Raw genomic sequence first — 24,826 nt, 5'->3', positions numbered from 1 at the left:
ACTCCTAGACGATGTAGTCTACAAAAACGGACTTGTTGACATTCGTTAATGAAATTTTGATGCGGTCGTTCTTCTTCAGTTCCTTGCCCCGGCTGACGTCGAGCACGCGCCCTGCCTTTTCGATCCGGCAGGTGGAGCGATTTTCGATGATCAGCGTGTCATTTTTTCCGGGCAAAAAGATGACTTTGTCAGTCTCTGCAAACTCCGGTGCGAGTTGCAGCAGTTGGTGCAGCTTCACTTTTCCTTTAAACGCGCTCAGTTTTTTGTACTGCGGACTGGATTTCTCTCCGGTATCCTCGTCCACGATCTCGATGGCGATCTGTCCCGCGAAGCCTTTGTTGGCCTTGCGCCAGATTGCCCAGGCGTACAAGCCGCCGCCAACCAGCAGGAGAAGAACCCCTGCACCTCCTAGTACGGTCAGCCACGGAAATGGTTTCGACTCAGCGGCTGGGCTGGTCGTAGTCGGCTGCTGTGTCGTTGCTCCCGTGCCTGTCTTTGCTGCATCAATCGCAATCGGCTTCGTCTCGCGATAAAAACTGCTGTCTTCCGCCTTGATTTTCAGTTCGTACGAATGGTCGGCCGGAATGGTGAAGCTTCCTTCAAACCCGCTTCCCGTGTTCTGCAAAGCCTGCTCGCTCGTCTTGTTATCTGTCTTGTCCGTCACGATCAACGTAGCCTTCATCGGCTTGTACAAATCCGGGCTGGCAAGCTTTTGACCGTTGGACTCCAGTGCTGCCTTGATCGGAACAACATCCCCTGCCTTGAAGCTGGTTGCCTTGATTGGCTCCGCCGCAAGCTGCAAGTCGTAGTTGAAGATCAGGTTGATGTCGATTTTTTCCTTTGGCACGCCTTTTACTTGCAGCTTCCAGTCTCCCTGCTGCGGCTTCACCAGCTTGAGCATGGTGTACGCGTTCGACTTGGACAAACGCACTTCATTAGACGGGATCGGCACTTGTTTGCCGCTTGGATCGAACAGCTTCACTTCTACTGCTTTTCCAGACATGATGGAAATGTTTGCTTCCATGACGCTTGCGTTTGGAATGGAAATCGGGACTTCCTGGGTTTGGCCGTTCGCCGTGAAACTTTTCACCGGAACGACTTTCAGCTTCAAATGATTGGCAAAAATTTCACTCAATATTTGCGGGAGCTTGTCCGCTGTGCTTGTTTCGAAAAATTTACCATTCGTCTCTGTAGCAATTTGCTGCAAGGTCGTCCGGTTGAGCTGTCCATCCGCATTCAGCCCGATGGTGTAAATCGGATAGCCCTTCGCTTTTGCCGCTTTCACTGCCTCTTGTAGCTCCTGATCCGATTGGGACTGCGTCCTGCCAGAAGCCTTGTTCAAAAAGTTGTTGCCGTCCGCCAGCAAGACAATGATCGGCGCATTTGCCGGATCATGCCCTGCATCGAGAATTTTTACCGCCTCCGTCACTCCTACGGAAATATCGGTGTACGCTCCTTTTTGCAGACTGTCGATGAACGCTTTGATGTCCTTCTTGTCTTCCTCGGAATTAACCTGAATCAGCGCTTTTTCACGCTCGATTTTGTCGGTATACGAAACGACACCGATTTTGTTCGCCTGAATGGACGTCATGTCGACGAACATTTTCATTGCTTCATTGCTTACCTTGTTTTTGTCGCTTTGTGTCATCGAATTGCTGACATCGACGACCAGTACAGCGTCCATGTTGTTTCCGACGGTTTGCGCGTAGCCGGGATGAGCGCTCCAGATGACTGTGACAAACAGAAACATGAGACACAGCGCGTATCGATACCACATGCCAAAACGTAACTTTTTCATGGGAACCCCTCTTGCATACAGAATTTAAGCACTATTGCAAACGAAGAAAGACTGTGACACTATTACCACTAGATTGAAGAGTAGTGAAAAAGTAGTAGATAATTGCTTGTCCTCCTACTCGTAATACGATACGACGTGATTCTTTGTTACAGATTTCGACACTTTCATGAGGGAGAATTTTTATGTTAACTTACTTTCTTCTCTTTGCCGCTTTTTTGCTGCTGGCAGTGCGCTTTTTCAAGCTGCTGCGACTGAAACGGCGCAATCTCTCGGCAGCCGAAATCGACCAGCATCTGCATCGCTTGTTAAACGAGAAGAGGAATCAGCCATGAAAAAACGAATCGGTGTCCAATTCCGGAAAACCCGCAAAACAAAGCACGCTTTTGAACGAATCCAGGCCTGCAAGCGATGCCATACTTACCACGTTCTGTGGGATACGCACTGCGAGACATGCGGACGAGCGTACACTCCTGTGCGGGAAGTATCTGCTGCCGTGACTCGCCGGTATGTTCAGACACGCTTTTTGCTTCTGGGCTTGTTCGTCTGCCTCGCGATTCTCTGTGCCACGACTCTGACGGAGATCGCCATTGCCATAGGCGTTGGTCTGCTTTTTGTCTGCCTGTTTTTCGTTATCCAAAAAAAGTACGGCTCTTATGAAAAGGACGCTCAACTGCAAACCTTTTTCAGCCAGGAGGAAGAAGCTCTGAAAAAATCGTTTCTCTATCACCTGGAACAAGTAGGCGCTGACGTCAAAGCAGGACAGATCAAGAAAGCCTACGAAAAAACACGGGAAATCGGCTACTTCGTTGACTCTGACACGATTAAAATTCGCAAAATCATGTTTCTGAACCATTTTGTGCTGCGAAAAGACATGGAGCTTGAGCTGGAAACACTCATCCCATCGACTTATGACAAAGACTTTATGGAATATTTGCGTGAAGTAGTCAAAGTACAGCCATCGCTCGTCAAAAAAGCGGTGCTCGATTATGTCAGGCGCTACAAAGCGCAAATTTTGCTGCTCGAAAACGGCGAGCAACTGATTGGACAAGTGGCTGGTGCGGCGCTGCGGATGAGAGCGTATGTGGAAGAGTATCAAGATTTGATCATCGAGTTTATCGATTATTTGCCGCGTGAGCGACTGCTGCGACTCGCCAAAATGATCAGGGACCATCGCAACGAGAACTGGGAACAATTATACCATTTTGCTAAAAACAGGGTGGATACTCATTTTGCATTTGACCCTGACTTTAAAGGAGTATTGTGAGGGAGCAGCCTTTGATGAAAATATCCTCCTATCAAAAATCGCTCTTTGTCCGAAATGCCGCGCTCGTCCTGTTTTCGCTCGCACTTGTCGCTGTCTGCGTCAAATTGGCGCTCGGCTACAGGCAGATTGCGCTGTACGATCAGGCGAAGTCGTTTTATGACGCCAATCAATTGCTTCAAGCCGAGGAAAGCTTTGCCCGTGCCAGCGACATGGCGACGCTATCGTACGGAGACGAAGAGTGGACTGTTGTCATGACCCGGTTGAGCGCCATGCGCCGTGAGCTGGAGGAGCTTCAGCAAAAATTGCAGACGGCCATAATGGGTAAGCAGGACGAGAACGTGCTTGCTGCCTATCGGATTTACCAGACGATGCGGGAAAAGTACAACGGCACGGCTGGCACAGCCTCTGCCTTTTTTCAGCAGTTCACTGCGCAGATCAATCTGGAGAAAAAGTTGGCCGACTACTATCAGCAGGCGCTGCAACAGGCGAAGGCGCAGTCCAAGGAAAATCTGGAGAAGCAAAGCTATCGGGACGAGTCCTTTATCGACACGCTGCTCGCCATTCCTGACGAGTATTACGGTGGAAAACAGGCGAAACAGGACGAGCTGCTTGCGCTTTTTGCCGACTATGAAAAAGCGAAGCTGCGTGCTTTGATTGCCAATGCCTCTTTTGACGAAGTAATCACGCGAACAGCGTCGAGCTTGCGCCACTACACGCAGCAAGGTGTCGATGCAAGCTGGCTGCTTACCCGGTTGGAAAAATACGCGAAGGACGAATTGAGAGAAGCGATTCGCAAGCAAGACCTTGCCGCCTTCGTCGACATGGCTGAGGCGTACCGCAAAATCGGGGATGTCCTCCCCACCGATTCGCCGACGCTCGAAGCGATCAGCAAGCAAGTGGAAGCCTACTTCAAGCAGGCCGAGCAATTGGTCAAAGCGCACAAGTTTCAAAAAGTGATTGAGCTGTATCAGCAACTGAATCCGTTGCAGGATATCAGCACGCTCGTAAGCGAAGTAGAGAATCGCTGGCTCGATTACGATCCCGGCCACATGCTGGAAGCGAAATATCCAGACAAGCTTTTTACCAAAATCACCTCCGGCACTGAGTTGTGGGGAGCCAAGCTCTACGCTTTCGGACTCGTGGAAGCAGACCAGCGTCTCTATCTGGCAGCGAAAATGCCAAATGACTCCCTGCTCTATCTGGAGCAGCCGCTCGAAGTCGACATGAAATCGGCTACCGCCAAGCTGGCGAGTGAGCTTGGAGCGGAGAAAGCTCCGTTGATTTTCGTGCAATCGGCCGGAAAAGAACGCCCATTTGCCTATGTCGGACTGCTGCCGGAGTTGTCCGCGGAAAAGTTGACACGGGTGTTTTCCGCAGAGGCAGATGATTTCGGCGTGGAAGATCGCGAGCATGTCGTCTTGAAAAATGCGGTCGGCAAAGGCGAGAAGGAATACGCCTTGTTCAAATTGACCAGGGATGGCCTCGAATATATTTCCAAGCTGGCAGACATGCTCCCGGACAGCCCGGACTCCGGGACTAGCGAGCCTGATGATGCTTCGTCGGTCGATCAGGGCGCGAGTGAGGGGGAACAAACGGATAACAGCTCTTCGTCCCAGACCATTCAGGTGTATGCAGGGCCAGGCCAAGAGTATCCGGTCATCGGTCAAGTGGCAAAAGACGCGCCGCCTCAGCCTGTCGAGGAGACGAACGGCTGGTATCGGATTGAGTTTGACGGAAAAGACGGGTGGATTCCCGCCGGAAAGCCTGACTCCGCTCCCTCTCCGTAAGGAAGTGCCAGTGCCTCGCCTATCGAAAAAGAAACAGCTTCCATCGCACGCTCTGAAATGCGGTGGGAGCTTTCTATTTTTTCCGTTGAATCCACAATCAGATTATTCTATAATTGCTCCTTAGTTCTTTGTTCACTTTTGGAAACAGCGAGGAGACCCACCATGTTTGGCATCGTTCATTATGAAGCGTTCTTGCTCACAGCAATCATGTTAAATCTGATCCCCGGCACTGACACGATGTACATTATTTCGCGCAGCATTGCCCAGGGACGACGGGCGGGAATCCAGTCTGTGTTCGGGATATTGACGGGCTCGCTGATCCACACGCTGCTCGCAGCCTTTGGTTTGTCCATGCTTTTGGCGCAGTCGCTTTTGCTTTTTACCATCGTTAAAATTCTCGGCGTCGCCTATCTTGTCTATCTCGGCGTTCGCATGTTCCTGACCAAAGAGCCTCTGTCGATGGATCGTGCCGCCACGCAGCACGCCAACACCGAGAAAGTGTATTGGCAAGGTGTTCTCACCAGTCTGACCAATCCAAAGGTTGCTTTGTTCTTCATTGCCTTCCTCCCGCAGTTTGTCAGTACGTCAGACGCCGGAGCGCTGCCTTTTCTCCTGCTTGGCCTGACTTTTACCGTAACAGGCGGAATCTGGTGCAGCATCATCGCGCTTTTCGCGTCATTTGCCACCGCGAAATTGCGCAGCAATCCGAAGATTTCTGTGGTATTGAACAAGCTCACAGGAGTTGTCTTCATCGGAATGGGATTGAACTTGCTGCGTGCTAAAGCTACTCCGTAACAGTGAATGTTTTTTGCTAACAAAACCAACTGCCAAGTCGGGCTGGAGCCTTTCTCCGCCCGGCTTTTTTGTGCTGTAGAGAATTTGTATAGGGCGGAAATTTACTATGGGTTCAGGCATTTTTTTCTACTTCCTTGCATGGCGCAAACCGGGCAGCTTTTTTGAACCCGACAACTTTGTACGAAAAGATGCCATTGCTGGAACGGGCTCGCAAACGAGACAGGAAAGGAGTGAGTATGCACACAGGCATGGCTACCGAAGGGGGATAGACAAGTGCGGGTACTCGTTGGCATTGGATTTATCCTCGCAGGCTTGGCTTTTCTTTTCTACCCGCAATGGGAGTTGGAACGGCACGATCAAAAACAAAAACAACTCATCTACGCTTTCGAGCAGATGGGTAGCGTAAGCGAGCATGTACCAGCAGAAAAAACCACTGCGCCAACTGCTCAGACTTCTGCGCCCGCTGCCTTGCTTGCAGGGGCCAAAGGCGTGATCCGGATTCCTAAAATTGACTTGGAAATGATGATTTTTGCAGGCGCAGATTCCCTGGTTCTGAATAAAGGGGCCGGGATGATCGAGCCGGATAAGGAATTTGGAAAAAACAACGTCGGGCTGGCAGGGCATCGCGGAGCAACACGCGGCAAGCAGTTCAATCGGCTGGATGAGCTGGCGCCGAATGATGAAATCGACATTCAAACGAAAACAGCCAACTACCGTTTTGTCATCGTCAAAACGTTTGTCGTCGATCGCACTCAAGTAGAGGTGCTGGACGATCAGGCAGAGCCATTGCTCACCTTGGTCACCTGCACGCCTGTCGGAGCGAAAAACCCGCGGGAGCGATTGATCGTGCAAGCGAAGCTTTCCGCGAAAAGTTGACGATGATGCAACCAACCATCCATGCCGGGCAGCATTGGTTTTCTCTTCTGGCAGTGCTTTTTTAAATGACAGGAGGAGCTTATGCGAAGGAAATCTTGGATAGTTGTTGTGGCCTTCTTGCTCATTGTGCAAAGCCTTTTTGGCATGGCAACAACAGCTCATGCGGCATCAAATGGGCAAGTTGCAACCACAGCAGATGATGGAACGGGCACGAATCCGGGGGATGGCTCCGGTACGAATCCCGGTGACGGTTCTGGCACCAACCCAGGCGATGGCTCTGGTACCAACCCAGGCGACGGCTCTGGCACGAATCCGGGGGACGGCTCTGGCACCAACCCAGGTGATGGCTCCGGCACGAATCCCGGCGACGGCTCCGGCACGAATCCGGGGGACGGCTCTGGCACCAACCCAGGTGATGGCTCCGGCACCAACCCCGGCGACAGCTCTGGCACGAATCCGGGCAACGGCTCTGGCACCAACCCAGGTGATGGCTCCGGCACGAACCCGGGCGACGGCTCTGGCACCAACCCCGGTGACGGTTCTGGCACGAATCCCGGCGATGGTTCTGGCACCAACCCCGGCGACGGCTCTGGCACCAACCCCGGTGACGGTTCTGGCACGAATCCCGGCGACGGCTCCGGCACCAACCCCGGCACAGGCACGGGCCCCGTCCCGGGCGACGGCTCTGTCCCGCCATCGCCAAGCGCTCCCCCGCCTGTCCTTGAAGTGCCTGTCCCACAAGGCGACGTCATAACCGAGAACATCATCACCAGCGTGGTTATGAAGGACAAAAACGGGAACAACATCGAGGAAATCCGACCGGACCAGGGATCGCGCGTTCAAATCGACTTCACATGGAAGCTGGAAGCAGGCCATGCTTATTCCGAAGGCTCTACTTTCTCCTTTCCATTACCGGACAAATTCAAAACAGACCGCGTCTTGACCGGAGACCTCGACGGAGGCTACGGAACGTACGAGGTGACAACAGACGGACAGGTCACTTTTACCTTCAACGATTCCATCAACGATGGGCAAGAGGTAGATAACGGCTACTTCTTTGTTTGGCGCGAGTTTGATGAACTAAAGTTTGAAGGGGGCACCAGACAGGAAATTGACTTCAAACTGGACGGAGTCGCCCTGATTCAGGTTCACTTCAAAAACAAAAACGACACTCAAATCAAAAAGGCAGCCAAAGCAAACAAAGGGATGAACGCCAGCGAAATCGACTGGACGGTTGATTTTAACCAAGGGGAGCACCCGATAAAAGACGCCGTATTTACAGATGAACTTCCAAACGGTCTGGAAATCGACATGACGTCCATCAAAGTGTACGCGCTGGAAGTAAATCTGAACGGCCTCGTCAATCAAAAGGGCGAAATCACTTCCTTTACCCCTGAAAAATTGACGACAGCCAACGGATTTACAATTAATTTCGGCGATATCAACAGCGCTTATCGAGTCACGTACAAAACCAAGATCACGGAAAGCAAAGATCAAACGTTTACCAACCAGGCCACTGTCACAGGAAGCAATCTTCCTGATGCCCTGAAAGACTCGGCAAGCGTCTCGGTCAAGTACAGCAAGCCCTTGACCAAAGGTACGCCTGACTACAAATCGGAAACCCAAACCATTACATGGTCGATCCAGTACAACTACAATGAGAAAACGATCCCGCAGGCCAACGCTTGGATCGCGGACACATTCGATACGAATCATCAGGAGCTTTTGCCTGGCTCTTTCACCGTTTATCAAATGAGCATCGACGATAACGGAAAGGCAACCAAGGCGGGAGCAGCTGTTACAAACTACACCGTAACGGACACTCCGACTGGCTTCAAGCTCCAGTTTGCCGAAGACGTGACAACAGCTTACGAGATCGTCTACCAAACCAAAGCGAAAAAGCGGGTCCATGAAGACAAATACACGGTGATCAACAAAGTGGAAAACAGCGCAGGCGATACAGCGGAAGCTCCAAGGGACATCAACCAGGAAATTTTCTGGAAATCGGCCAAAAAAGAACGGGTCAATTACGACAAGAAAACGATTGAATGGACCCTCTACCTCAACGGCGACAACTGGGAAATGGACGCGGGCCTGTTCATCACGGACAACTACGCAGGCCAGGGGCTGACACTCATCCCGGAAAGTGTGAAAGTCAGCGACTGGACGAACGAGCTGCAAAAAGACACAGACTACACGCTGGAACCGAATCCCGACTACGCAAAAGGCTTTAAAATCACGTTCATGAACAAACTGACCAAAAGCCATGTGATCACGTACGAAACCAGATTCGATCCAACGTCCAAAGACCGTCCGACCGCTTACAAAAACGAAGCTACGTTGAACTGGACCGAAAACGGTACGCCACAGACACCGATCACCAAATCGGCTACGGTCACTCCAGACCGCTACACCACGAACAACGGAAACAAGACGGGCACATACAACGCCAAGACGAAAGAAATTACATGGACAATCGATGTGAACTACAACCTTCACCAGATTTCCAATGCGATTGTGCGCGACTTTTACAGCGGCGAGCAAACTTTCGTGGACAACTCGCTGAAGGTTTACAAGCTGAAGCTGACGGGTGGAGCAAACGGTGTAGAAGTCGTGGACGAGGAAATTCCGTTCTCCAACTTCCAAAAGCTGAAGGAAAACGGCAACGACGGTTTTGAAATACACCTCGGCGAAATCAAATCCGCTGTCCGTATTACCTACAAAACCAGCCTGGAAAATCTCCCGGTCCAAAGCGAATACACAAACAAAGCGACGTTGCACGACAGTGACACCTCTACCCCTCCGCTCTTCACAGGATCAACGACTGTGAAGCCGAAATACGGCGGAGATTACGTGCTGAAAACAGGCCGCCAAGGTACGGGAGCAGAATCTGAATACGCATTTTGGAGCATCATGATCAACCCGAGCCAGTCGCAAATCGCGGCAGTTTCCCAGTTGAAGGATACTTTGTCTGCCAATCAAATTTTGCTGCAAGACTCCTTCAAGCTGTACACAACCGATGTCTCTGCCAACGGAGCGCTGTTCAAGTCGACTGAACTGGATGCGGCTGAATACACGCTGCACACAGAAGGCAATTCGTTTTCCATCACGTTCAAAAATGAACTGCACACAGCCTACATCCTCGAATACCAGTCGTTTATCAACGCTGACGACGGCGAAAAAATCGACAATAAAGCTTCTTTTGCAGGCAAAACCGTTGTCGGGGTCGACGATAAAGGGAATGAAGGCATCAAGGTGAAATTGTCCGGTGCAGGCGGCGGGGCAAACACACCGGGCAAAGGCCACATCCAGGTCATTAAAAAAGACGCTGACACGAAAGAGCCTCTGGCCGGGGCAGAGTTCGGGCTTTACGACAAATCGGGAGCGACCCTGCTGGAAAAAATCGTGACAGATGCCGATGGTCTTGCCCTTTTCAAAAATTACAAATACAAAACTTACAAGCTGAAAGAAATTTCCGCGCCAGCTGGCTACGTCATCCCGGATGAGTACCGCAGCGGAAAAGAGCTTATCTTGAAAGCTTCCGGCACGCCCGATCCCGCCGTCCCTTACACGCTGGAAATCACCGTGGAAAACAAACTGCTGCGGCAAGGTTTCGAGCTGACCAAGGTGGACTCGGAAAATGCAGCGAAGCAACTGGACGGGGCCGTTTTCCTGCTCCAATTCGATAAAAACGGCACATTCGAAGACGTCGCTGAACTGACGACAGGACCGGACGGCAAGCTGTTCAAAGGTGATCTGCCAACAGGCGACTATCGTCTGGTAGAAAAAACAGCGCCGAAAGGGTACAAACTGGATACCACTCCGCAAACATTCACCATCGTTGCCAACCAGACGGAAATCGTGAAGCTCACCATGAAAAACGAGAAAAACGTCGGTTCGGTTGAACTGTTAAAAATCGACCACTTCACGCAGGAACCTCTCGCTGGCGTCACCTTCGACTTGCTTGACGCAGACGACAAAGTGGTGCAAAGCGGATTGGCAACGAATGCGGAAGGCAAAATTACCGTTCCGAATCTCAAAGCCGGAAGCTACCAGTTCGTGGAGAAGACAACACTCCCGGACTATCAGCTGGCGACTCCGCTGAAATTCGATCTGGTCGACGAAGGCACATTGACGCTTACTTTGACCAACAAACTGATTCCAGGCTCGGTCAAACTGACCAAAGTAAGAGCAGGCTATCCCAACCACAAGCTGAAGGGAGCCGTTTTCACCCTGGAGGACGAAAATGGGCAAACCGTCAAAGATAAAGACGGGCTGGAACTGAAAGAATTGACGACCGATGACAACGGCGAACTGATTGTGGAGAACCTCAATCCCGGAAAGTATCAGTTTGTCGAAACGAAAGCTCCGGCTGGCTACATGAGAACAAGCAAGCCAATCGCCTTCGAGATCAAAAGAAACCAGGTCCAAGGCAAACACGTGGAAGTCATCGCGGAAAACCAAGTCATTACAGGAATCCCGCAGGCAGGCTCCGTGGAATTGCTGAAAATCGATCACTTTACGAAGGAACCACTCGCTGGTGTCACCTTCGATCTGGTTGATGCAGACGGCAAAGTGGTACAAAGCGGATTGATTACGGATGCGAATGGCAAAATCCACGTTGAGAACCTTCAGCCTGGAACGTACAAATTCGTTGAAACCAAGGCGCTTGCCGACTATCAGCTGGCAGACCCTCTGCGTTTCGACTTGACCGCTGGCGATCCGCTCTCCCTCACCCTGACCAACAAGCTGATTCCAGGTTCAGTCAAACTGATCAAGGTCAAGGCTGGAAACGCGAATCGCAAGCTGGCAGGAGCGGTCTTCACCTTGGAGGACGAGAATGGCCGGACCGTGCAGGACAATCTCACAACTGACGAGAACGGCGAACTGATCGTCGAGAACCTCAACCCTGGCAAATACGAGTTCATCGAGACAAAAGCGCCAGCTGGCTATGAGAAAGACAGCACGCCGATCGCCTTTGTTGTCCAAAAAGGGCAAACCAAAGGCAACCACGTGGAAGTCGTTGTGGAGAACAAGGTAAAAACAGGCGGCGGTACCGATCCAGATCCGGAAGAGCCGACCAAACCTGAAAAACCCGAAAAGCCGGATAAACCAGACAAACCGGATAAGCCGGACAAACCAGATACTCCTGAGCAGCCAGGTACTCCTGAGCAACCGGGCACTCCGGGACAGCCAGGCACTCCGGGACAGCCAGGCACTCCGGGACAGCCAGGCACTCCAGGACAGCCGGGCACTCCGGGACAGCCGGGCACTTCTGGGCAATCCGGTACTCCTGGGCAACCTGCCACACCCGAACAATCCGGCAACCCTGAGCAGACGAACAACGCCGGGCAGACAGCAAGCCCCGGCACTCCTGCCCAGCCAACCGAATCCGCAGGCTCGAAAAACGCCAACGTACAAAACAACGCGGACGAAGCGTTCCCAAGCGGAAATGTGCTGCCACAGACTGGCGAGGAAGCACCAACGGGCTATTTGCTCGCCGGAATCTCCTCCCTGCTGATCGGTCTTTCCATCCTGCTGTATCGCAGAAAGAGCGCCGTATAATTCAAAAAGAGGACTTGGGCCAGCTTCTCCTGGCTCAGTCCTCTTTTTCTTGCTTGCCCCCGTCCCCGTACATGCTGCTATCCCAGAAGCTGCCACAGGAGCGGTTCGCTTTTATACAAAACATCCAGATGCGATGCTTCCACGTAATATTTGTCACCTTCCAAGGCAAAAACGCTTTTTGCCATAACGCTGCCATCCCCGGCTTTGCTGTTGATCGAGCCTACTACTCTGCCATCGACCCATTTTGTCGGGGACAGCGATGGGACAGTGCGCAAGTAATGAATCGTTTCGTGCCCGACCCCTGCTACAACCGTGACGCGAATGTTGCGGTCGTAAATAATCCCCATCGTACGGTTGAGCAGGTCGACATACTCATTTCTGACCACCATGCTGCTGTACGGGACGAACGATTCGACCCCGTTTTTCTTCTCCAGCAAGTAATCCCCATAGTCAGCCGCAGGCACCAAATCAAGCAGGCTCGGAAAATGTTTCTGGATCGCCTGCACCCGCTTGAACGGTCTTCCGTGCTCCAAATAAGCCAGATATACATTCATGTAAATCTCGACTACATTTCTTTTGGCATGGACCGAACGCGGGAGCTTTCCGCCAGCCCAATAGCAATAACTGATCGGAGAACCTGCGTTTGGCGTGGCAAAAACAAGCAGCTGATCCACATCGTTTTGATACGCATCCCCTTGTACATACGACCTGGCTACCAGCCCGCCCATGCTGTGGCAAACCAGATTGACATACGGCGAGCCTGTCTTTTGCTTCGCCCATTGAATAACAGGCACAAGAAATTGCTCGGCGGAGAGGCCAACAGGTTGACGCCAATCATAAAAGGCAACAAACAGCTGCTCGTTTAAACGGTATCCCATATTTTCCAGCATACGAACAAACGGTTCATATGCAGTTCGCGCAAGTCCAAAGCTCCAGTCTCCGGTTCCCGGAATAATCTGATCGTTCATCGACCCAAACAGCCCCGGAACAAACACAATCGGCACCTTTTGTGAAAGAAACAAACTCATGCAGTTATTCCTCTCCCTAAAAAATGGCTATGTCTTTGCCTATTCCTCATCAGCTTGGGTGGTTCCAACGACCTTATTTTTGTCGAAATGAACCGAATCGACTCAATTCTCCTCCCATTCCGCCGTAACAAAGCGATATAATAAGACGTCAAACGTTTAGTGAGAGTTTTGCCGCAAATATTACGTGTCGGAGGATTCACAAAATGAAGTTACGCAAGTGGTTCATGCTTTTGCTTATGTTCGTGTTGTGTATTCCAGCGATGGGGACATCTGTGCAAACAGCGCAGGCAGCTCCTGGCATCAGCATCTTATTGGACGGGCAGCAAATCAGAAGCGACGTCGCTCCGTACATCATCCCGAAAGTAAACGTCACGATGGTTCCTTTGCGGGTCATCAGCGAAAGTCTTGGCGCAGAAGTATACTGGGATCAAAACTCCCAGACAGCCACGATTTTAAAAGACAGCACGGTGCTGTCCATGACCATTAATCAGACTTACGCGCTCGTAAACGACAGCACGATCCCGCTGGATGCTTCGGTTCAAAACAGACAGGGCCGGGTTATGGTTCCTCTCCGTTTTGTCTCCGAACAGCTTGGCTTGCAAGTGAACTGGGCGCAGGAAACAAGAACGATTACGCTGTTGACGGGCAGCACGGCTGTCGTTACACCGCCGCCCGCAGATATTTCCGGCGGCAATAACGGTTCTGGTTCTGTTCCTGTACCGACAACCCCGCCTGTCCAGAACGGTTCTTTGCGCGGTGTGTGGGTATCTACTGTCTACAATCTGGACTGGCCGTCGACTGGCTCCTACGGCAACCAGAGCAAGCAGCAGCAGGAATACATACAACTTTTGGACGAGCTGCAAGCGATGGGCATGAATGCCGTATTCGTGCAGGTGCGCCCTTCCGCAGACGCCTTGTACCCGTCTTCACTGGTGCCTTGGTCCAAATACTTGACTGGCACCCAGGGGAAAAATCCGGGCTATGACCCGCTTGCTTTTATGGTCGAGGAAACGCACAGACGCGGCATGCAGTTCCACGCCTGGTTCAATCCGTTCCGCGCCAATGTAGATGCCAAAACCGACCAGCTGGCCGCTACGCATGTAGCGAAAAAGCATCCTGAATGGATTGTCAATTCCAGCAACAAGCTGTACATCAATCCGGGCATTCCGCAAGCCCGTCAGCAAATCATTGCCGAAATCATGGAGGTCGTGCAGCGTTACGACGTCGATGGTGTCCACCTGGACGACTACTTCTATCCGTCCAACGGCACTTTCAATGACGACGCGGCCTTCAAAGCCTATAACAGCAAAAAAATCGCGACCAAAGCCGACTGGCGCCGCGACAACATCAATCAGTTCGTCCAACAGCTGAACCAGTCGATCAAAAGTGCCAAGCCTCGCGTCCAGTTCGGGATCAGCCCATTCGGCGTATGGCGAAACATCGCCGTCGATCAGACAGGCTCGGACACGAAAGCAGGGGTCACCGCCTACGACAACATGTATGCCGACGTGCGCACATGGATCAAGCAAGGCTGGATGGATTATGTAACGCCGCAAGTTTACTGGAGCCTTTCCTTTGCACCAGCCCAGTACGACAAGCTCGTTACTTGGTGGGCAGACGAGGTGCGCGGAACCAACGTCAAGCTTTTCATCGGCCACTCTCCTTACAAGCTGGGAACAGCCGAGGCAGGCTGGCAAAGCTCTCAGGAAATTATCAACCAGTTGAACTTCAACGCATCCGTTCCGGAAGTGCAAGGCAGCATCTTCTTTAGCGCCAAAGATTTGCGCAAAAATCCGCTCGGTCTGCTGCAAGCTCTCAGCAGTTACTACAACCGTTAAAAACAGACAAACCCCCGAGCCGGGATCAGCGTTCTGCCGCTGTCCGGTTCGGGGGTTTTCTATTGAATTGGCCTAGTTTTGCGTCAGTTTTTCTACAAAGAAATCGAGCTGCGCGTCCAGCGAAATCGGGTCGTTAAAATACGAGCCGACGCGGTCGAGCTGGAATACTTTATTGTTTTTTACAGCAGGAAGGTTTTTCCATACGCTGTTCTCATACACGCCATCCGGATTGGTATCATCTCCAGACCATCCGCTGGTGAAAATGATATCACCCGCAAAGTCGGGAAGTGTTTCCAGCGAAACATCTGCCCAGCCCGTGCCAGTGTCGATGGCAACTTTTTGCGTAGCAGCCGGAGCCTTCAACTGAAATTCGCCGTAAATGATTTCGCCGCCCCTGCTGAAGTTGTGTCCGAAGGCGTAAATCCCTTTGGCGTAAGGCTGAAGGATGGCAACGGTTTTGTCTCCTACCGCCGCCTGTACTTTCGGTTTCAGATCAGCAATTTTCTTGTCCCAAGCCGCAATCCATTCATTGGCTTTGTCTTCTTTGCCTGTCATTTTGCCGAACTCTTGAAGCTGCTCGCGGAACGTTTTCTTGCCGTAAGGAACAGCAACGGTCGGAGCAATTTTGGACAACTCTGCCGTATTGGCATCGCCTTCAAACACGATGATCAAATCTGGACTCATGCTCAGCACTTTCTCAACGGAAGTACCGTCGCCAACGCTTTCCACGCCGTCCAGTTTGCCTTTCATGTACGGGTTTTGCAAGACGTGATCGGTAACGGCAATCGGCTTGATTCCCAAAGCCAGGAAATCTCCGGCGTAAATATCGGCAAGCACAACTAATCGTTTCACGTCCTTCGGAATTTTCACCTCTCCATTCGGAGCCTGGTACGTGATAAATTCACTGTTACTTTCGGTCGCCGCCGGAGCAGCCTTTTGTTCCTGCGCTGGTTGAGCGGCGTTATTGGCTGGAGCTTGTCCGCAAGCCGACAAAATCCCTACGAGAACCAGCATGATCGCCAGCAAGCTTGATTTGTAAAACCCGGTTTTGCGCAAAGTGAATCTCCCCCATCTTCTGTAATAATGATAATCATTATCGTTATAATTTTATCACATCTTACTGATTTCGCCACTGTTCTGTCGAAGAAAATCACTGTAAATCCCATACAGCTCTAATGCTGTGCAAGCTTCATGGCGGTGCTTTTCTGCCCGCATCGCGCCTTTACATCCAGTAAAAACCTTTGGATTTTTGGTTCGGCAATCTGTTTACGGAGGCTTCCTCTTTACAAAAAAATGCCGCGAACCGTCGTCCGCGACATCTTCGATCACTTATTTTGGGGCCATTCCGGTTTGGTCTGGTAATGAAAATTCGGCGATTCCAGCTTGTTATCGTACGCGCTGTGAAAAATGTGCGTAGCCGCAGGAGAAATCGGCGGAATCAGCCATGTCCAGTCTCCTGTAATGGCCCGGCCATTTTTTTCTTCTCTTTCCTCAAAACGTTTGAATTGTTGACTGGCTGTATGGTGGTCGACAATCGACACGCCTTTTTCCTTATAAGAATGCAGGACGGCCACATTCAGTTCGACCAACGCCTTGTCCCTCCAAAGCGTCGCTTCCCGGCTCGTGTCCAGCCCCATGACCTCTGCGACTTTCGGCAGCATGTTGTAGCGATATTCGTCTGCCAGATTGCGCGCGCCGATTTCCGTTCCCATGTACCAGCCGTTGAATGGCGCCGCCAAGTAATTCATGCCGCCGATCTCCATTCGCATATCAGCCACGATCGGCACGCCGTACCATTGCAAGCCAAGGTCCGCGAAGCCTGCTATTTCCGGATGAGTAATCGGCACTTCAATGACCAGTTCAGGTGGAATCTCGAAAAACTGCGGCTTGCGATCCCCGATCTGTACGACGAGCGGCAAAATGTCGTAGTGAGTGCCAGCGCCCTGCCAACCCAAGCTCATACAGAGCTTCGTCAATTCAATCGATATCGGATCGCCCAGTACGCCGTACTCGGTTTCATATCCGGCATAGCGAATGAGCTGATGGTTCCAGATGCGCATGGCTGGGCGCTCTGGTGTCTCCGCTGCAAAGACGGTGATCGTCGGCCGGATTTTTCCGCCGTTCGTCGCGAACTCGATGTGTCGCAGCAACGCCTGCGCCATCTCTTCCTCTGTCTGGACATGGCGCTCGTCCAACACAATCAGCGACTCCCAGAAAAAGCGGCCAATGCACCGATTGCTGTTGCGCCAGGCCATTTTCGCCCCGTGACGCAACTCCTCCTCTGTATGCTCATAGTAGCCTTGTGACTCCATCTGCTGCCGGACTTGCTGCAAACGTCGCTCTGTCTCGGCCTCTGTTTTATTCAATTCGCTGTAGCAGGTGCGGATAAAGTGTTGAGCTGCTTCAATCCGTTGATCTGGTTCCATAGTACCCTCTTTCCCGCTGAAAGGCGCTTCCTCGCTGTTCATGTACACCTTCATTATAAATTTACAAGGCTTGCATTACCAATCTCACAGGCATTTCGACACATAACTGTAAAACCTCCATCCACTCCGTTGACACAAACACAGCCAAAGCCACCATGCGTGACCTTGGCTGCTTGTATGCACGTGATTACTGGCTCGCTGCGGATGCCTTCAGCTCCCTCACTGCCGGAAAGAGCAAGGGGCACAAGCCGATGAGCACAATGGCAATACCGGACAGCGAGAACCAGCTGTCCACCCCGATTGCCTCAGCTACCGGGCCTGCCACCAACAAACCAATCGGCGTTGCGATCAGCATCAGGCTGTTGACCAGAGACATCACTCGCCCCTGAACAGCCGGGTCGATCGTCGTTTGCAACAGCACCGCAAACGGGCCGCCAAACAATGGTCCCGATACCCCCATCAAGCCCGACAGCAGCACAAACCCGACAAATCCGGACGCAGGCAACAGCCCCGCGAAGAACAGTCCCGCTCCCAGCAACGCAATCCCGCCTGTCAACAAGTACACGCGATTTCGCTTGGCACCCCAGCTGCCCAAAAGCAGCGAGCCGACGAGCATACCTGCTGCAAAAGAAAACTCCACCACTCCGGCATGCCACGCCCCTTTGCCAAAATGATTCAGTACCATAAGAGTAAACAATGCCCCGACCGGCACATACACAAACGTCGTGAACCCGATTGCCGCTGTGATCACCAGCAAGCCTTTTGACTTCATCAGTTCGCGCAGCCCTGCCTTGATCTCGCTGCGCATGCCGCTCGCGCCTTCCTCCGGCGCGCTGCGCTCAGGATTCGGAATATGCACCATCAGCAAAGCGGCACTTGCCAGCAGCGCCCCCAAAACATCGAGCAAGAGCACTGCTTCCATCGAGAAATAGGCCAGTAAAAAAGCACCGAGCATCGGACCCGCCATGTGTACGGCAGAGGTCAGCGTCTGCATCCAGCCTTGCACCTTCATCAGCTGATCTTCGGGCGCGATCAGCGGGATGGAAGCTTGCATGGACGGCATGTGAAACGCGCTTCCGATCGAACGCAAGCCAAGAATCACGTAAAAGGCCCAAACAGGCGGCTCCATCCCGGCGAAAAACAACATAGCCAGGACAAGACTGACAAAGGCAATGAACATGTCTGCGGCTATCATGATTTTTTTGCGATCCAGCCGATCCACAATCGTTCCGGCAAAAGGCCCGATCAAAGCCTGGGGCAAAAAGCCGGCCATCGAAGCGATAGTCAACACCACCGCTGAACCTGTCGCCTCTGTCAGCCACCAGATGATACTGAATTGAACAACGGCACTGCCCAGAAGCGAGAAAGCCTGCCCGGCAAAAATCGTATAAAAAGTTCTCTTCCAACTGTCTTTTTTCGTATTCATATACATCCTCCTCATGTGGACATTCAAGTGCGGCATCCGTTTTTGGACGCAAAAAAGCACGGAGAACGTCCCGTCCGAGGGGGTGTCATTCGTGCGAAAGCTTGCTGCATCAAAGCACTTGAAAGAGCTGCCTAACAACGAATCAGGCAGGGAGCTTTGGAGGAATACGCAAGCTGACTATGCAGGCATGACAAATAACCCATCGAAAAACGGGCGAGTCGTCCGTGCCTGATTAGCGCATGCGTACATACCACATAACAGAACCTCCATCCAAACATGCTGAGTTACTGTCTATCCTAAGACGCGGCCTGCACCACTGTCAATCCATTTTCGACTTATGGATTAGATTGGCTTGATCTGTTCGGTCCGGTTCGCAAGAAAAAGCAGGGGCTTCGCCAGACCGCCCCTGACAAAGCCCTGTTTCGTTCGCTTTCCCTATAGCTATCCATAGCGCCATAGCGGCTGCGGCTTTATTTCCGTTTTCGCGTGAACAAAAAGCCGCCGACAAGCACGAGCAGAACGATTACGATCACCAGCGGAGCAAGCGATGACCCCGACTCGTCACTGCTGGCTGCCGCTTCATGACCAGCGTGTTCATGCTCGTGGTCTGCACTCGTCGCTTTTTTCGGTTGTGCGGAAGCATTGGCGCTTTGTTCAAACTGAATCAGCTGGAGCTGCGGCTGCGGTTTGCCTGCGACATTCATCAGCCACGCTTCCTGAATCGCCCTTCCTTCCCACTCTGCCGGGTCAACGGCGGCTTGCAGCACGCGCGGATGCGCCGACACGTCATACACGGCGCCAGATACAGTAAGCGAATACACTTTTGCAGCCTTGCCCTCTGCATCTTTTTCCTCGCGAACGCTCACTTTGTCCACTTTGCCTGTTGGCCCCGCGAGAAAGCCGCCCCGGTCGTACAAGCTTTTCCCTTCGGCTTCATCTTTTCTGTGCTCGAACACAAACAACGCAAATTGCTCGCGAGTCAGCTCACGTCCGGCATCCTGCACAGCCAGCTTGCCTGCAAAGTAAGCCTGATTGACGTCCGCATACGTGGCATTGCCGTCCAAAGAGGGCACGAGTCCTTTTGCCAAAGCTGCCGCTGTCACTTCTGTACGGGCCGCTCCGCTCTCTTGCAGCTTCCCGAACGTTCCCGCCCAATACGCCAGCTCTTCACGCGTCAGCTTCTCCTGCGGGGAAAACAGCGTCGAGCCGTGATGATCGTAAGGAATCACTCCCAGGCCGCTCAAATACACGATCTGCGACGTCGCCTTGGAATATTGCAGGTCGTCGTACAAGTTTTGCTCGTTGACGATGTGCGCCGATACCAGGCTCGGCAACAGCCATACCAGCATCGCCAACAAACACAAGCTCCTTCTCATGTCTTTCTCTCCCATCCAGATGATCTGCTAGTTTTGGCTATCTCCGGTTCGTACGATCAGCCCTCCGCTTGTTTGCTGGAGATAAAAGGGCGCCTGTACACGAGGCAATTGCAAAAGCTGTGCATAAGGAATGCGGAAGCCCTGCAATTCCTCAATCAATGTTTCCGGCATCAAAAAGCCGTTGAAAAATCCCGCCTCGAAAACCAGGGCAGCCGCATCCGAAGAATCTTTCAACACTTGTCCAATCAAAATCACGTGCAAGTCAGGCTTTTGAAACACCACGTACACGTGATCCGAACGGAAAAAGTAGCGCAGCTCGCTGCGTTCGTTGATCCAGCTTTCGTCCAGACGATACGGCTGGGAAGCGGTGCCCGTCTGAGTGGAAGCCCAGGTGGCTGCCTGCTGCTCCGTCAAAGCGCGGTCTTTTGCCAAAATGGCGAGCAAAGCCGGCTCCACCTCCGCCATCCAGTCGATATCCAAATAATTGGCGAGCTGCTCGATCGGCAGTTCCGGGTTGTCGGCGAGAAATGCGCCTCTGGCTTGAAGATTTTGCTCAATCATGCCAAGCAGCTTCTCGTGTCCTTCCAGCGTTTCTTTCGTGGCGACCAGTTGCTTGTAAGCCAGATACAGCTTGTCCAGCTCCTCCATGTATGCGTCCAGATTCCGCTCGATCAGCCATTGACTTCCGAGAATATCGACAGGCTCCTGTTGCTGCTGCAACAAGCTAACCCACGTATCCAATCCCATCTCACTGTAAAATTGCAGCTTGTCGACTGCTACCTTTTGATCCGCAACATAGCTTTTCTCAAGCTTGGCAATCTGCGGCGCAAGCCTGGCGATCTCTTTTTTGGTCTGAGCCACTTCTGCTTTCAGCCGTTCGGTGGTGCTCTCGTCGTTGACGGTCACGAGAAAATTCGCAAATGCGCCTGTCAAATGCGCATACGCCCCTGTCGCCCCCAAAAACAGCCCTGCCGCCACGAGCAGCATCAGCTTTTTACGCATGATTGATCAGCTTCCTTGTCGAAGCATAGCTGGCTGACAGCCCTAGCAAAGAGCCTGCGAGCGCCATGCCTCCCATCATCTCGTACACCAGCTGCTGCGAGAAGTGAAACACCAGCGGGAACTGTTTTTGCAAAGGCAACAGCATGCCCGAAAAGAGCCAATAAATCGCTACGGCCGCAAGCAAGCTGCCAACGAAGCCAATCAGCCAGCCTTCAAACAAAAATTGCCCCCTGACATGCCACGGGTTCGCACCAAGCAACAGCCGGACGCGAATCTCCTGCTGCCTTTGATACAAGGCCAGATTCATCGCGATAAACACCATCCCGAAAGCGAGCGCGCCCAGACCAAGCAGCAAGCCCAAGCCGTACTTGTTCAGTTGGGCCGACCAGCGCAAGATCGTTTCGGCAAATTCCTGCGGATAGACGACTTTTGTGATGCCGTTCATCGTCTGCAATTGTTCCGCCACGAGCTTGATCTGCGTCTTGTCGCGCAGCTCCAGGCGGATTGCGTCCGGAATTTGACTCTCCTGAAAAGAGACAAGCAGGTGCTCCCGCCCGGCAAAAAATCCGGCCAATCGCTCCAGCATTTGCGCCTTTGTCTCGATTTCGACGGATTGAACGAAGCTTTTTTCCTGCAAAATGGCCGCGATAGCCTTCGTATCCGCAGCAGGGTCTACATACAGCTTCATGGCTACCTGTGACTCCAGATAGCCCATCAAATCCCCGACACCGAACCTTCCGAGCAACAGGATGCCCGCGATGAGCACTGCGACAAAAATCAAGACTGCCGCAGCCGCCGCAGCCCCTATGTTTCGCTGAATGCCTTCGCGCGCATCCCTGAGCATGTACATGCACGATTGTCTGTTCATACGACGCGTACCCGCCCCTGCTCCATCATCCACGTCTTTGCCGGAAATTGTTCAACCAGCCGCTCCGAATGGGTGACAATCAACATCGCCATGTTTTCCTCCACATGCAGTTCTTTCAGCAATTGCATCACTTCAAACGCTGTCTCGCTATCCAGATTCCCGGTAGGCTCATCTGCCAAAAGAATGCGCGGGCGATTCAGCAGGGCACGCACGATCGCAACGCGCTGCTGCTCGCCCCCCGACAACTGGTCAGGAAAGACATCCTTCCGATCCAGCAGTCCGACTCTTGCAAGCAGCCGCTGCGCTTCCGGTTCGATTTCGCCCCACCGTTTTCCGACGACCTCGCCAGCGAGCGCCACGTTTTCCATGACCGTCTTTCGCGGAAGCAGCTCGAACGATTGAAAAATGACGCCCATCATTCGCCTTAACTCGAATTTGCGGATTTGTTCGATCGGGACGGCATTAATATCGATGCGTCCCGCAAACTCGGTTTGCTCCCGGTACAAAAGCTTGAGCAGCGTGCTTTTTCCCGAACCCGACCGCCCCTGCAAAAAGGCGAACTCCCCTGCTTCCAGATGCAGGTCGAGGTCTTGCAGAATGACTCTCTCCCCGTAGCTCTTGCAAAGCTTTTGCAGCCGGATCATCAGACGTTCCCCTCTGCCAGCCACGGCAGGAAGCCGTCGAGAAAGCGTTCTGTCGCAGGCATGAAGTACGAGCCAAAATGAAAGTCCGGATCAAGCGTAGTGACGATCCACGTACCCGCTGTGCTCACCTTGTCGACATACAGGACGGCTCCCCCGTCTTCGGTCGAAATCAGCACCTCGGCACCCTCCGGCGGCCAGTACACCCCATGCTGATGCCAGGTCGCATCTGCCAGCGTAATGTAGGAAAACAGATCGTAGTCCGGCTTTTGCAGCACCAGCCCGCTCTTCGCGTTTTTGTCCAGCCACCACCAGAAGTTCGTCGGGCGAAGCTCCCAGTTTTGCCCCGGAATCCATTCGCGCGGCTGCGGACCGAAAGCGACGACAATCCCGCCCTTTTCCGCGAACTGTTTGATTTTCTCGCGCGATTTCATCACCAGTCCCATGTGCAGCTGCGAGGGAACCACCAGCGCATCGAACTCATCCAGCGACGTGTTCTCAAGATCAGGCAAGTAGATGAGCCTGTCGTAATACTTGCGGTACTTCGGCTCGTTCAAACTGCGAAAATGCTGCGAGCTGCCGCCGTACAAAGCTGCGATCTTTCTCATGCGTACGCTCCCCTTTCCTGAGGCTCCTGAAGCTGCCGATATTCGTTCCGCGCCCACTCGGTGAGTTGCAGCGCAATTCGTCCGGTCGATTTTCCCGGGTGATTGTAGCCGAACAAGTCATTTCCCGAATGGACGAGAATCGTGCCCTTCGTACTGTTCCGGTCGATATACGTAATCGGTTCTCCCCCCGGCAAGGTCAACAACACCTCAGCCCCGTCCGGCAGCGGGTGATGGCCTCTGGCGAAAAAGCCTGCAACACCTTTGTTGTACGTCATGTCGTACGTCTGCACTCCGGCAAAAATCGGATGCTCCTTGGCGATCGTCACATCATAGTCGGAATGATTGCGAATTTCTTTTGGCACAAAAGCAGACGCGCCCGGCAGCCACGGCAAAAACAGATTGCCGCTGAACACCAGCACTTTCCCTCCGTCGAGAAAATCACGAATCTGCTCTTTTTGCTTGTACAAAAGCTCCTGGTCGATCAGCCCGGTAATCACCAGGCACTTGTATGGCGACAAATCGTGCCCCGGCAAATCGTACACATCGATGAAGGAAAAAAAATCTTGATAATTCGGGTCTTTCAGACGCGGCTCCCCAAAGCAGCAGCCCGAATCGAGCATCAAAAAATCGGTTCGTTGATCCATGTATGCCTCCTCGTTCCTTTTTTCCATCAAGCAATCGAGTAATCCCCGCTCAAAACTGGTCAAGCTCCCGCAACGCCTCGATCAGCCGCAACGTAAAAGGATGCTGCGGGTTTTCCGTCACTTCTTCTGGCGTGCCCGTCTCCACGATCTGCCCCTGATTGAGCACGAGCAGCCGATCACAAAAACCTCGCGTCAACGCCAGATCATGCGTAATGAACAAATAAGCGATTTCATGCCGCTGGCTCAGTTCTCGCATAAGCCCCAGCAAATCGAGACGCAAGGAAGTGTCCAGCATGGAAGTCGGCTCGTCAGCCACGATGAGCTGCGGCCGGGTGATGAACGCGCGAGCCAAACCCACCCGCTGGCGCTCCCCGCCTGACAGTTCATGAGCGTAACGGTGCATGTAACGCTCCGGTGACAGCGCAACTTCCCGCAAAGCTTCCCGGACCAGCTCCGTCCTTTTGGCCGGATCGTTCTTGTGCAGCCTGGCGATCACCAGCGGCTCTGCGACCAGCTGTTCAATCGTCATCCGCGAAGAAAGCGACTCGTACGGGTCCTGGAAAACCATCTGAATCGACCTCGTGGCTGCTCTGCGCTCTTTGGCTTTCATCGCCAGCAAGTCTTGGCCCTGGTAGATCAGCTTCCCCTTGTCCGCCTGCTCGATCCCGGCGATGATTCTCCCAATCGTGCTTTTTCCCGCTCCGCTCGCACCGACCAGGCCGACCGTTTCCGTTTGCCGGATGGAAAAGCTGGCGCCGTCAATAACCGGAGCAGCCTGCCTCGATGCGCCCTTGCTCCCGTAAGTTTTGTACAGCCCGGATACTTGCAACAACACCTTTTGCTGCCTCGTATCCCGCTCTTGTTTGTGCACTCCCATCCTTCTT

Annotated in this window: 19 protein-coding genes; 7 read left to right on the top strand and 12 right to left on the bottom strand. The window is 52.7% G+C overall.

All coding sequences use genetic code 11. The features are described 5' to 3' along the window. Nucleotides 1-4: 4 nt before the first annotated feature. Nucleotides 5-1,798: a vWA domain-containing protein gene (locus IRJ17_RS05550; protein WP_122962410.1), complete on the bottom strand. Its 1,794-nt coding sequence runs from the start codon at nucleotides 1,796-1,798 to the stop codon at nucleotides 5-7. A 182-nt stretch (nucleotides 1,799-1,980) separates the two neighbouring features. Here IRJ17_RS05550 and IRJ17_RS05545 point away from each other — a divergent pair, with 182 nt between their 5' ends. The 6 genes from IRJ17_RS05545 to IRJ17_RS05520 all read left to right on the top strand — a co-directional run bounded on the left by IRJ17_RS05545 (nucleotide 1,981) and on the right by IRJ17_RS05520 (nucleotide 12,085). Continuing rightward, nucleotides 1,981-2,130, top strand: a complete 150-nt coding sequence (locus IRJ17_RS05545) for a hypothetical protein (protein WP_007778284.1) — start codon at nucleotides 1,981-1,983, stop codon at nucleotides 2,128-2,130. Continuing rightward, nucleotides 2,127-3,062 (top strand): hypothetical protein, encoded by a 936-nt coding sequence (locus tag IRJ17_RS05540; RefSeq protein WP_242773622.1) that lies wholly within the window; start codon nucleotides 2,127-2,129, stop codon nucleotides 3,060-3,062. Before IRJ17_RS05545 ends, IRJ17_RS05540 begins: the two co-directional genes overlap by 4 nt. 14 nt (nucleotides 3,063-3,076) lie before the next feature. After that, complete coding sequence (locus IRJ17_RS05535) at nucleotides 3,077-4,849, top strand: SH3 domain-containing protein (RefSeq protein WP_242773619.1); 1,773 nt, start codon at nucleotides 3,077-3,079, stop codon at nucleotides 4,847-4,849. Nucleotides 4,850-5,011: 162 nt separating this feature from the next. Further along, nucleotides 5,012-5,644, top strand: a complete 633-nt coding sequence (locus IRJ17_RS05530; protein ID WP_122962408.1) for a LysE family translocator — start codon at nucleotides 5,012-5,014, stop codon at nucleotides 5,642-5,644. Nucleotides 5,645-5,917: 273 nt separating this feature from the next. Further along, entirely contained in the window at nucleotides 5,918-6,520 is a 603-nt protein-coding gene (locus IRJ17_RS05525) for a class D sortase (RefSeq protein WP_173597282.1), read from the top strand. 81 nt (nucleotides 6,521-6,601) lie between these two features. Continuing rightward, nucleotides 6,602-12,085, top strand: coding sequence for a SpaA isopeptide-forming pilin-related protein (locus IRJ17_RS05520; RefSeq protein WP_242773617.1), 5,484 nt, complete (start codon nucleotides 6,602-6,604; stop codon nucleotides 12,083-12,085). 77 nt (nucleotides 12,086-12,162) lie between these two features. Here IRJ17_RS05520 and IRJ17_RS05515 read toward each other — a convergent pair whose 3' ends face one another. Next, the gene (locus IRJ17_RS05515) at nucleotides 12,163-13,113 is read right to left on the bottom strand and encodes an esterase/lipase family protein (RefSeq protein ID WP_122962394.1); all 951 of its coding nucleotides are present in this window, start codon (nucleotides 13,111-13,113) and stop codon (nucleotides 12,163-12,165) included. A gap of 203 nt (nucleotides 13,114-13,316) precedes the next feature. Between IRJ17_RS05515 and IRJ17_RS05510 the strand changes: the two genes are divergently transcribed. After that, nucleotides 13,317-14,951 (top strand): family 10 glycosylhydrolase, encoded by a 1,635-nt coding sequence (locus tag IRJ17_RS05510; protein WP_122962393.1) that lies wholly within the window; start codon nucleotides 13,317-13,319, stop codon nucleotides 14,949-14,951. 72 nt (nucleotides 14,952-15,023) lie between these two features. Here the strand turns inward: IRJ17_RS05510 and IRJ17_RS05505 are convergent, their stop codons facing one another. The 10 genes from IRJ17_RS05505 to IRJ17_RS05460 all read right to left on the bottom strand — a co-directional run bounded on the left by IRJ17_RS05505 (nucleotide 15,024) and on the right by IRJ17_RS05460 (nucleotide 24,819). Beyond that, on the bottom strand, nucleotides 15,024-16,007 hold the full coding sequence (locus IRJ17_RS05505) for an iron-hydroxamate ABC transporter substrate-binding protein (protein ID WP_122962392.1): 984 nt from the start codon (nucleotides 16,005-16,007) through the stop codon (nucleotides 15,024-15,026). Nucleotides 16,008-16,276: 269 nt separating this feature from the next. Continuing rightward, nucleotides 16,277-17,377: a nitric oxide synthase oxygenase gene (locus IRJ17_RS05500; RefSeq protein ID WP_122962406.1), complete on the bottom strand. Its 1,101-nt coding sequence runs from the start codon at nucleotides 17,375-17,377 to the stop codon at nucleotides 16,277-16,279. A 187-nt stretch (nucleotides 17,378-17,564) separates the two neighbouring features. Continuing rightward, nucleotides 17,565-18,803 (bottom strand): MFS transporter, encoded by a 1,239-nt coding sequence (locus IRJ17_RS05495; RefSeq protein WP_242773615.1) that lies wholly within the window; start codon nucleotides 18,801-18,803, stop codon nucleotides 17,565-17,567. A gap of 470 nt (nucleotides 18,804-19,273) precedes the next feature. Further along, the gene (locus tag IRJ17_RS05490; protein ID WP_229049772.1) at nucleotides 19,274-20,179 is read right to left on the bottom strand and encodes a hypothetical protein; all 906 of its coding nucleotides are present in this window, start codon (nucleotides 20,177-20,179) and stop codon (nucleotides 19,274-19,276) included. A gap of 27 nt (nucleotides 20,180-20,206) precedes the next feature. Next, a complete protein-coding gene (locus IRJ17_RS05485; protein ID WP_122962389.1) occupies nucleotides 20,207-21,181 on the bottom strand; it encodes a hypothetical protein in 975 nt (324 codons plus the stop codon). Next, complete coding sequence (locus IRJ17_RS05480) at nucleotides 21,174-22,049, bottom strand: cell division protein FtsX (protein ID WP_242773613.1); 876 nt, start codon at nucleotides 22,047-22,049, stop codon at nucleotides 21,174-21,176. The genes IRJ17_RS05485 and IRJ17_RS05480 overlap by 8 nt, the downstream gene beginning before the upstream one ends. Continuing rightward, nucleotides 22,046-22,693, bottom strand: a complete 648-nt coding sequence (locus IRJ17_RS05475) for a cell division ATP-binding protein FtsE (RefSeq protein WP_173597276.1) — start codon at nucleotides 22,691-22,693, stop codon at nucleotides 22,046-22,048. The genes IRJ17_RS05480 and IRJ17_RS05475 overlap by 4 nt, the downstream gene beginning before the upstream one ends. After that, nucleotides 22,693-23,298, bottom strand: a complete 606-nt coding sequence (locus IRJ17_RS05470) for a hypothetical protein (protein ID WP_122962386.1) — start codon at nucleotides 23,296-23,298, stop codon at nucleotides 22,693-22,695. The genes IRJ17_RS05475 and IRJ17_RS05470 overlap by 1 nt, the downstream gene beginning before the upstream one ends. Further along, nucleotides 23,295-23,942 (bottom strand): phosphate starvation-inducible protein PhoH, encoded by a 648-nt coding sequence (locus IRJ17_RS05465; RefSeq protein ID WP_173597275.1) that lies wholly within the window; start codon nucleotides 23,940-23,942, stop codon nucleotides 23,295-23,297. The genes IRJ17_RS05470 and IRJ17_RS05465 overlap by 4 nt, the downstream gene beginning before the upstream one ends. 49 nt (nucleotides 23,943-23,991) lie before the next feature. Beyond that, a complete protein-coding gene (locus tag IRJ17_RS05460; protein WP_217022051.1) occupies nucleotides 23,992-24,819 on the bottom strand; it encodes an ABC transporter ATP-binding protein in 828 nt (275 codons plus the stop codon). Nucleotides 24,820-24,826: the final 7 nt, after the last annotated feature.

Source organism: Brevibacillus parabrevis, from assembly GCF_022701015.1.
Classification (GTDB): domain Bacteria; phylum Bacillota; class Bacilli; order Brevibacillales; family Brevibacillaceae; genus Brevibacillus; species Brevibacillus parabrevis.
This window is presented reverse-complemented; position numbering and strand designations above follow the sequence as displayed.

Bases quoted from the DNA above. Each gene is read 5' to 3' on its own strand.
- IRJ17_RS05500 (WP_122962406.1), bottom strand. From the start codon at position 17,377: ATGGAACCAGATCAACGGATTGAAGCAGCTCAACACTTTATCCGCACC.
- IRJ17_RS05470 (WP_122962386.1), bottom strand. From the start codon at position 23,298: ATGAGAAAGATCGCAGCTTTGTACGGCGGCAGCTCGCAGCATTTTCGC.
- IRJ17_RS05485 (WP_122962389.1), bottom strand. From the start codon at position 21,181: ATGCGTAAAAAGCTGATGCTGCTCGTGGCGGCAGGGCTGTTTTTGGGG.
- IRJ17_RS05465 (WP_173597275.1), bottom strand. From the start codon at position 23,942: ATGGATCAACGAACCGATTTTTTGATGCTCGATTCGGGCTGCTGCTTT.
- IRJ17_RS05475 (WP_173597276.1), bottom strand. From the start codon at position 22,693: ATGATCCGGCTGCAAAAGCTTTGCAAGAGCTACGGGGAGAGAGTCATT.
- IRJ17_RS05540 (WP_242773622.1), top strand. From the start codon at position 2,127: ATGAAAAAACGAATCGGTGTCCAATTCCGGAAAACCCGCAAAACAAAG.
- IRJ17_RS05515 (WP_122962394.1), bottom strand. From the start codon at position 13,113: ATGAGTTTGTTTCTTTCACAAAAGGTGCCGATTGTGTTTGTTCCGGGG.
- IRJ17_RS05550 (WP_122962410.1), bottom strand. From the start codon at position 1,798: ATGAAAAAGTTACGTTTTGGCATGTGGTATCGATACGCGCTGTGTCTC.
- IRJ17_RS05535 (WP_242773619.1), top strand. From the start codon at position 3,077: ATGAAAATATCCTCCTATCAAAAATCGCTCTTTGTCCGAAATGCCGCG.
- IRJ17_RS05530 (WP_122962408.1), top strand. From the start codon at position 5,012: ATGTTTGGCATCGTTCATTATGAAGCGTTCTTGCTCACAGCAATCATG.
- IRJ17_RS05520 (WP_242773617.1), top strand. From the start codon at position 6,602: ATGCGAAGGAAATCTTGGATAGTTGTTGTGGCCTTCTTGCTCATTGTG.
- IRJ17_RS05460 (WP_217022051.1), bottom strand. From the start codon at position 24,819: ATGGGAGTGCACAAACAAGAGCGGGATACGAGGCAGCAAAAGGTGTTG.
- IRJ17_RS05510 (WP_122962393.1), top strand. From the start codon at position 13,317: ATGAAGTTACGCAAGTGGTTCATGCTTTTGCTTATGTTCGTGTTGTGT.
- IRJ17_RS05490 (WP_229049772.1), bottom strand. From the start codon at position 20,179: ATGAGAAGGAGCTTGTGTTTGTTGGCGATGCTGGTATGGCTGTTGCCG.
- IRJ17_RS05545 (WP_007778284.1), top strand. From the start codon at position 1,981: ATGTTAACTTACTTTCTTCTCTTTGCCGCTTTTTTGCTGCTGGCAGTG.
- IRJ17_RS05480 (WP_242773613.1), bottom strand. From the start codon at position 22,049: ATGAACAGACAATCGTGCATGTACATGCTCAGGGATGCGCGCGAAGGC.
- IRJ17_RS05495 (WP_242773615.1), bottom strand. From the start codon at position 18,803: ATGAATACGAAAAAAGACAGTTGGAAGAGAACTTTTTATACGATTTTT.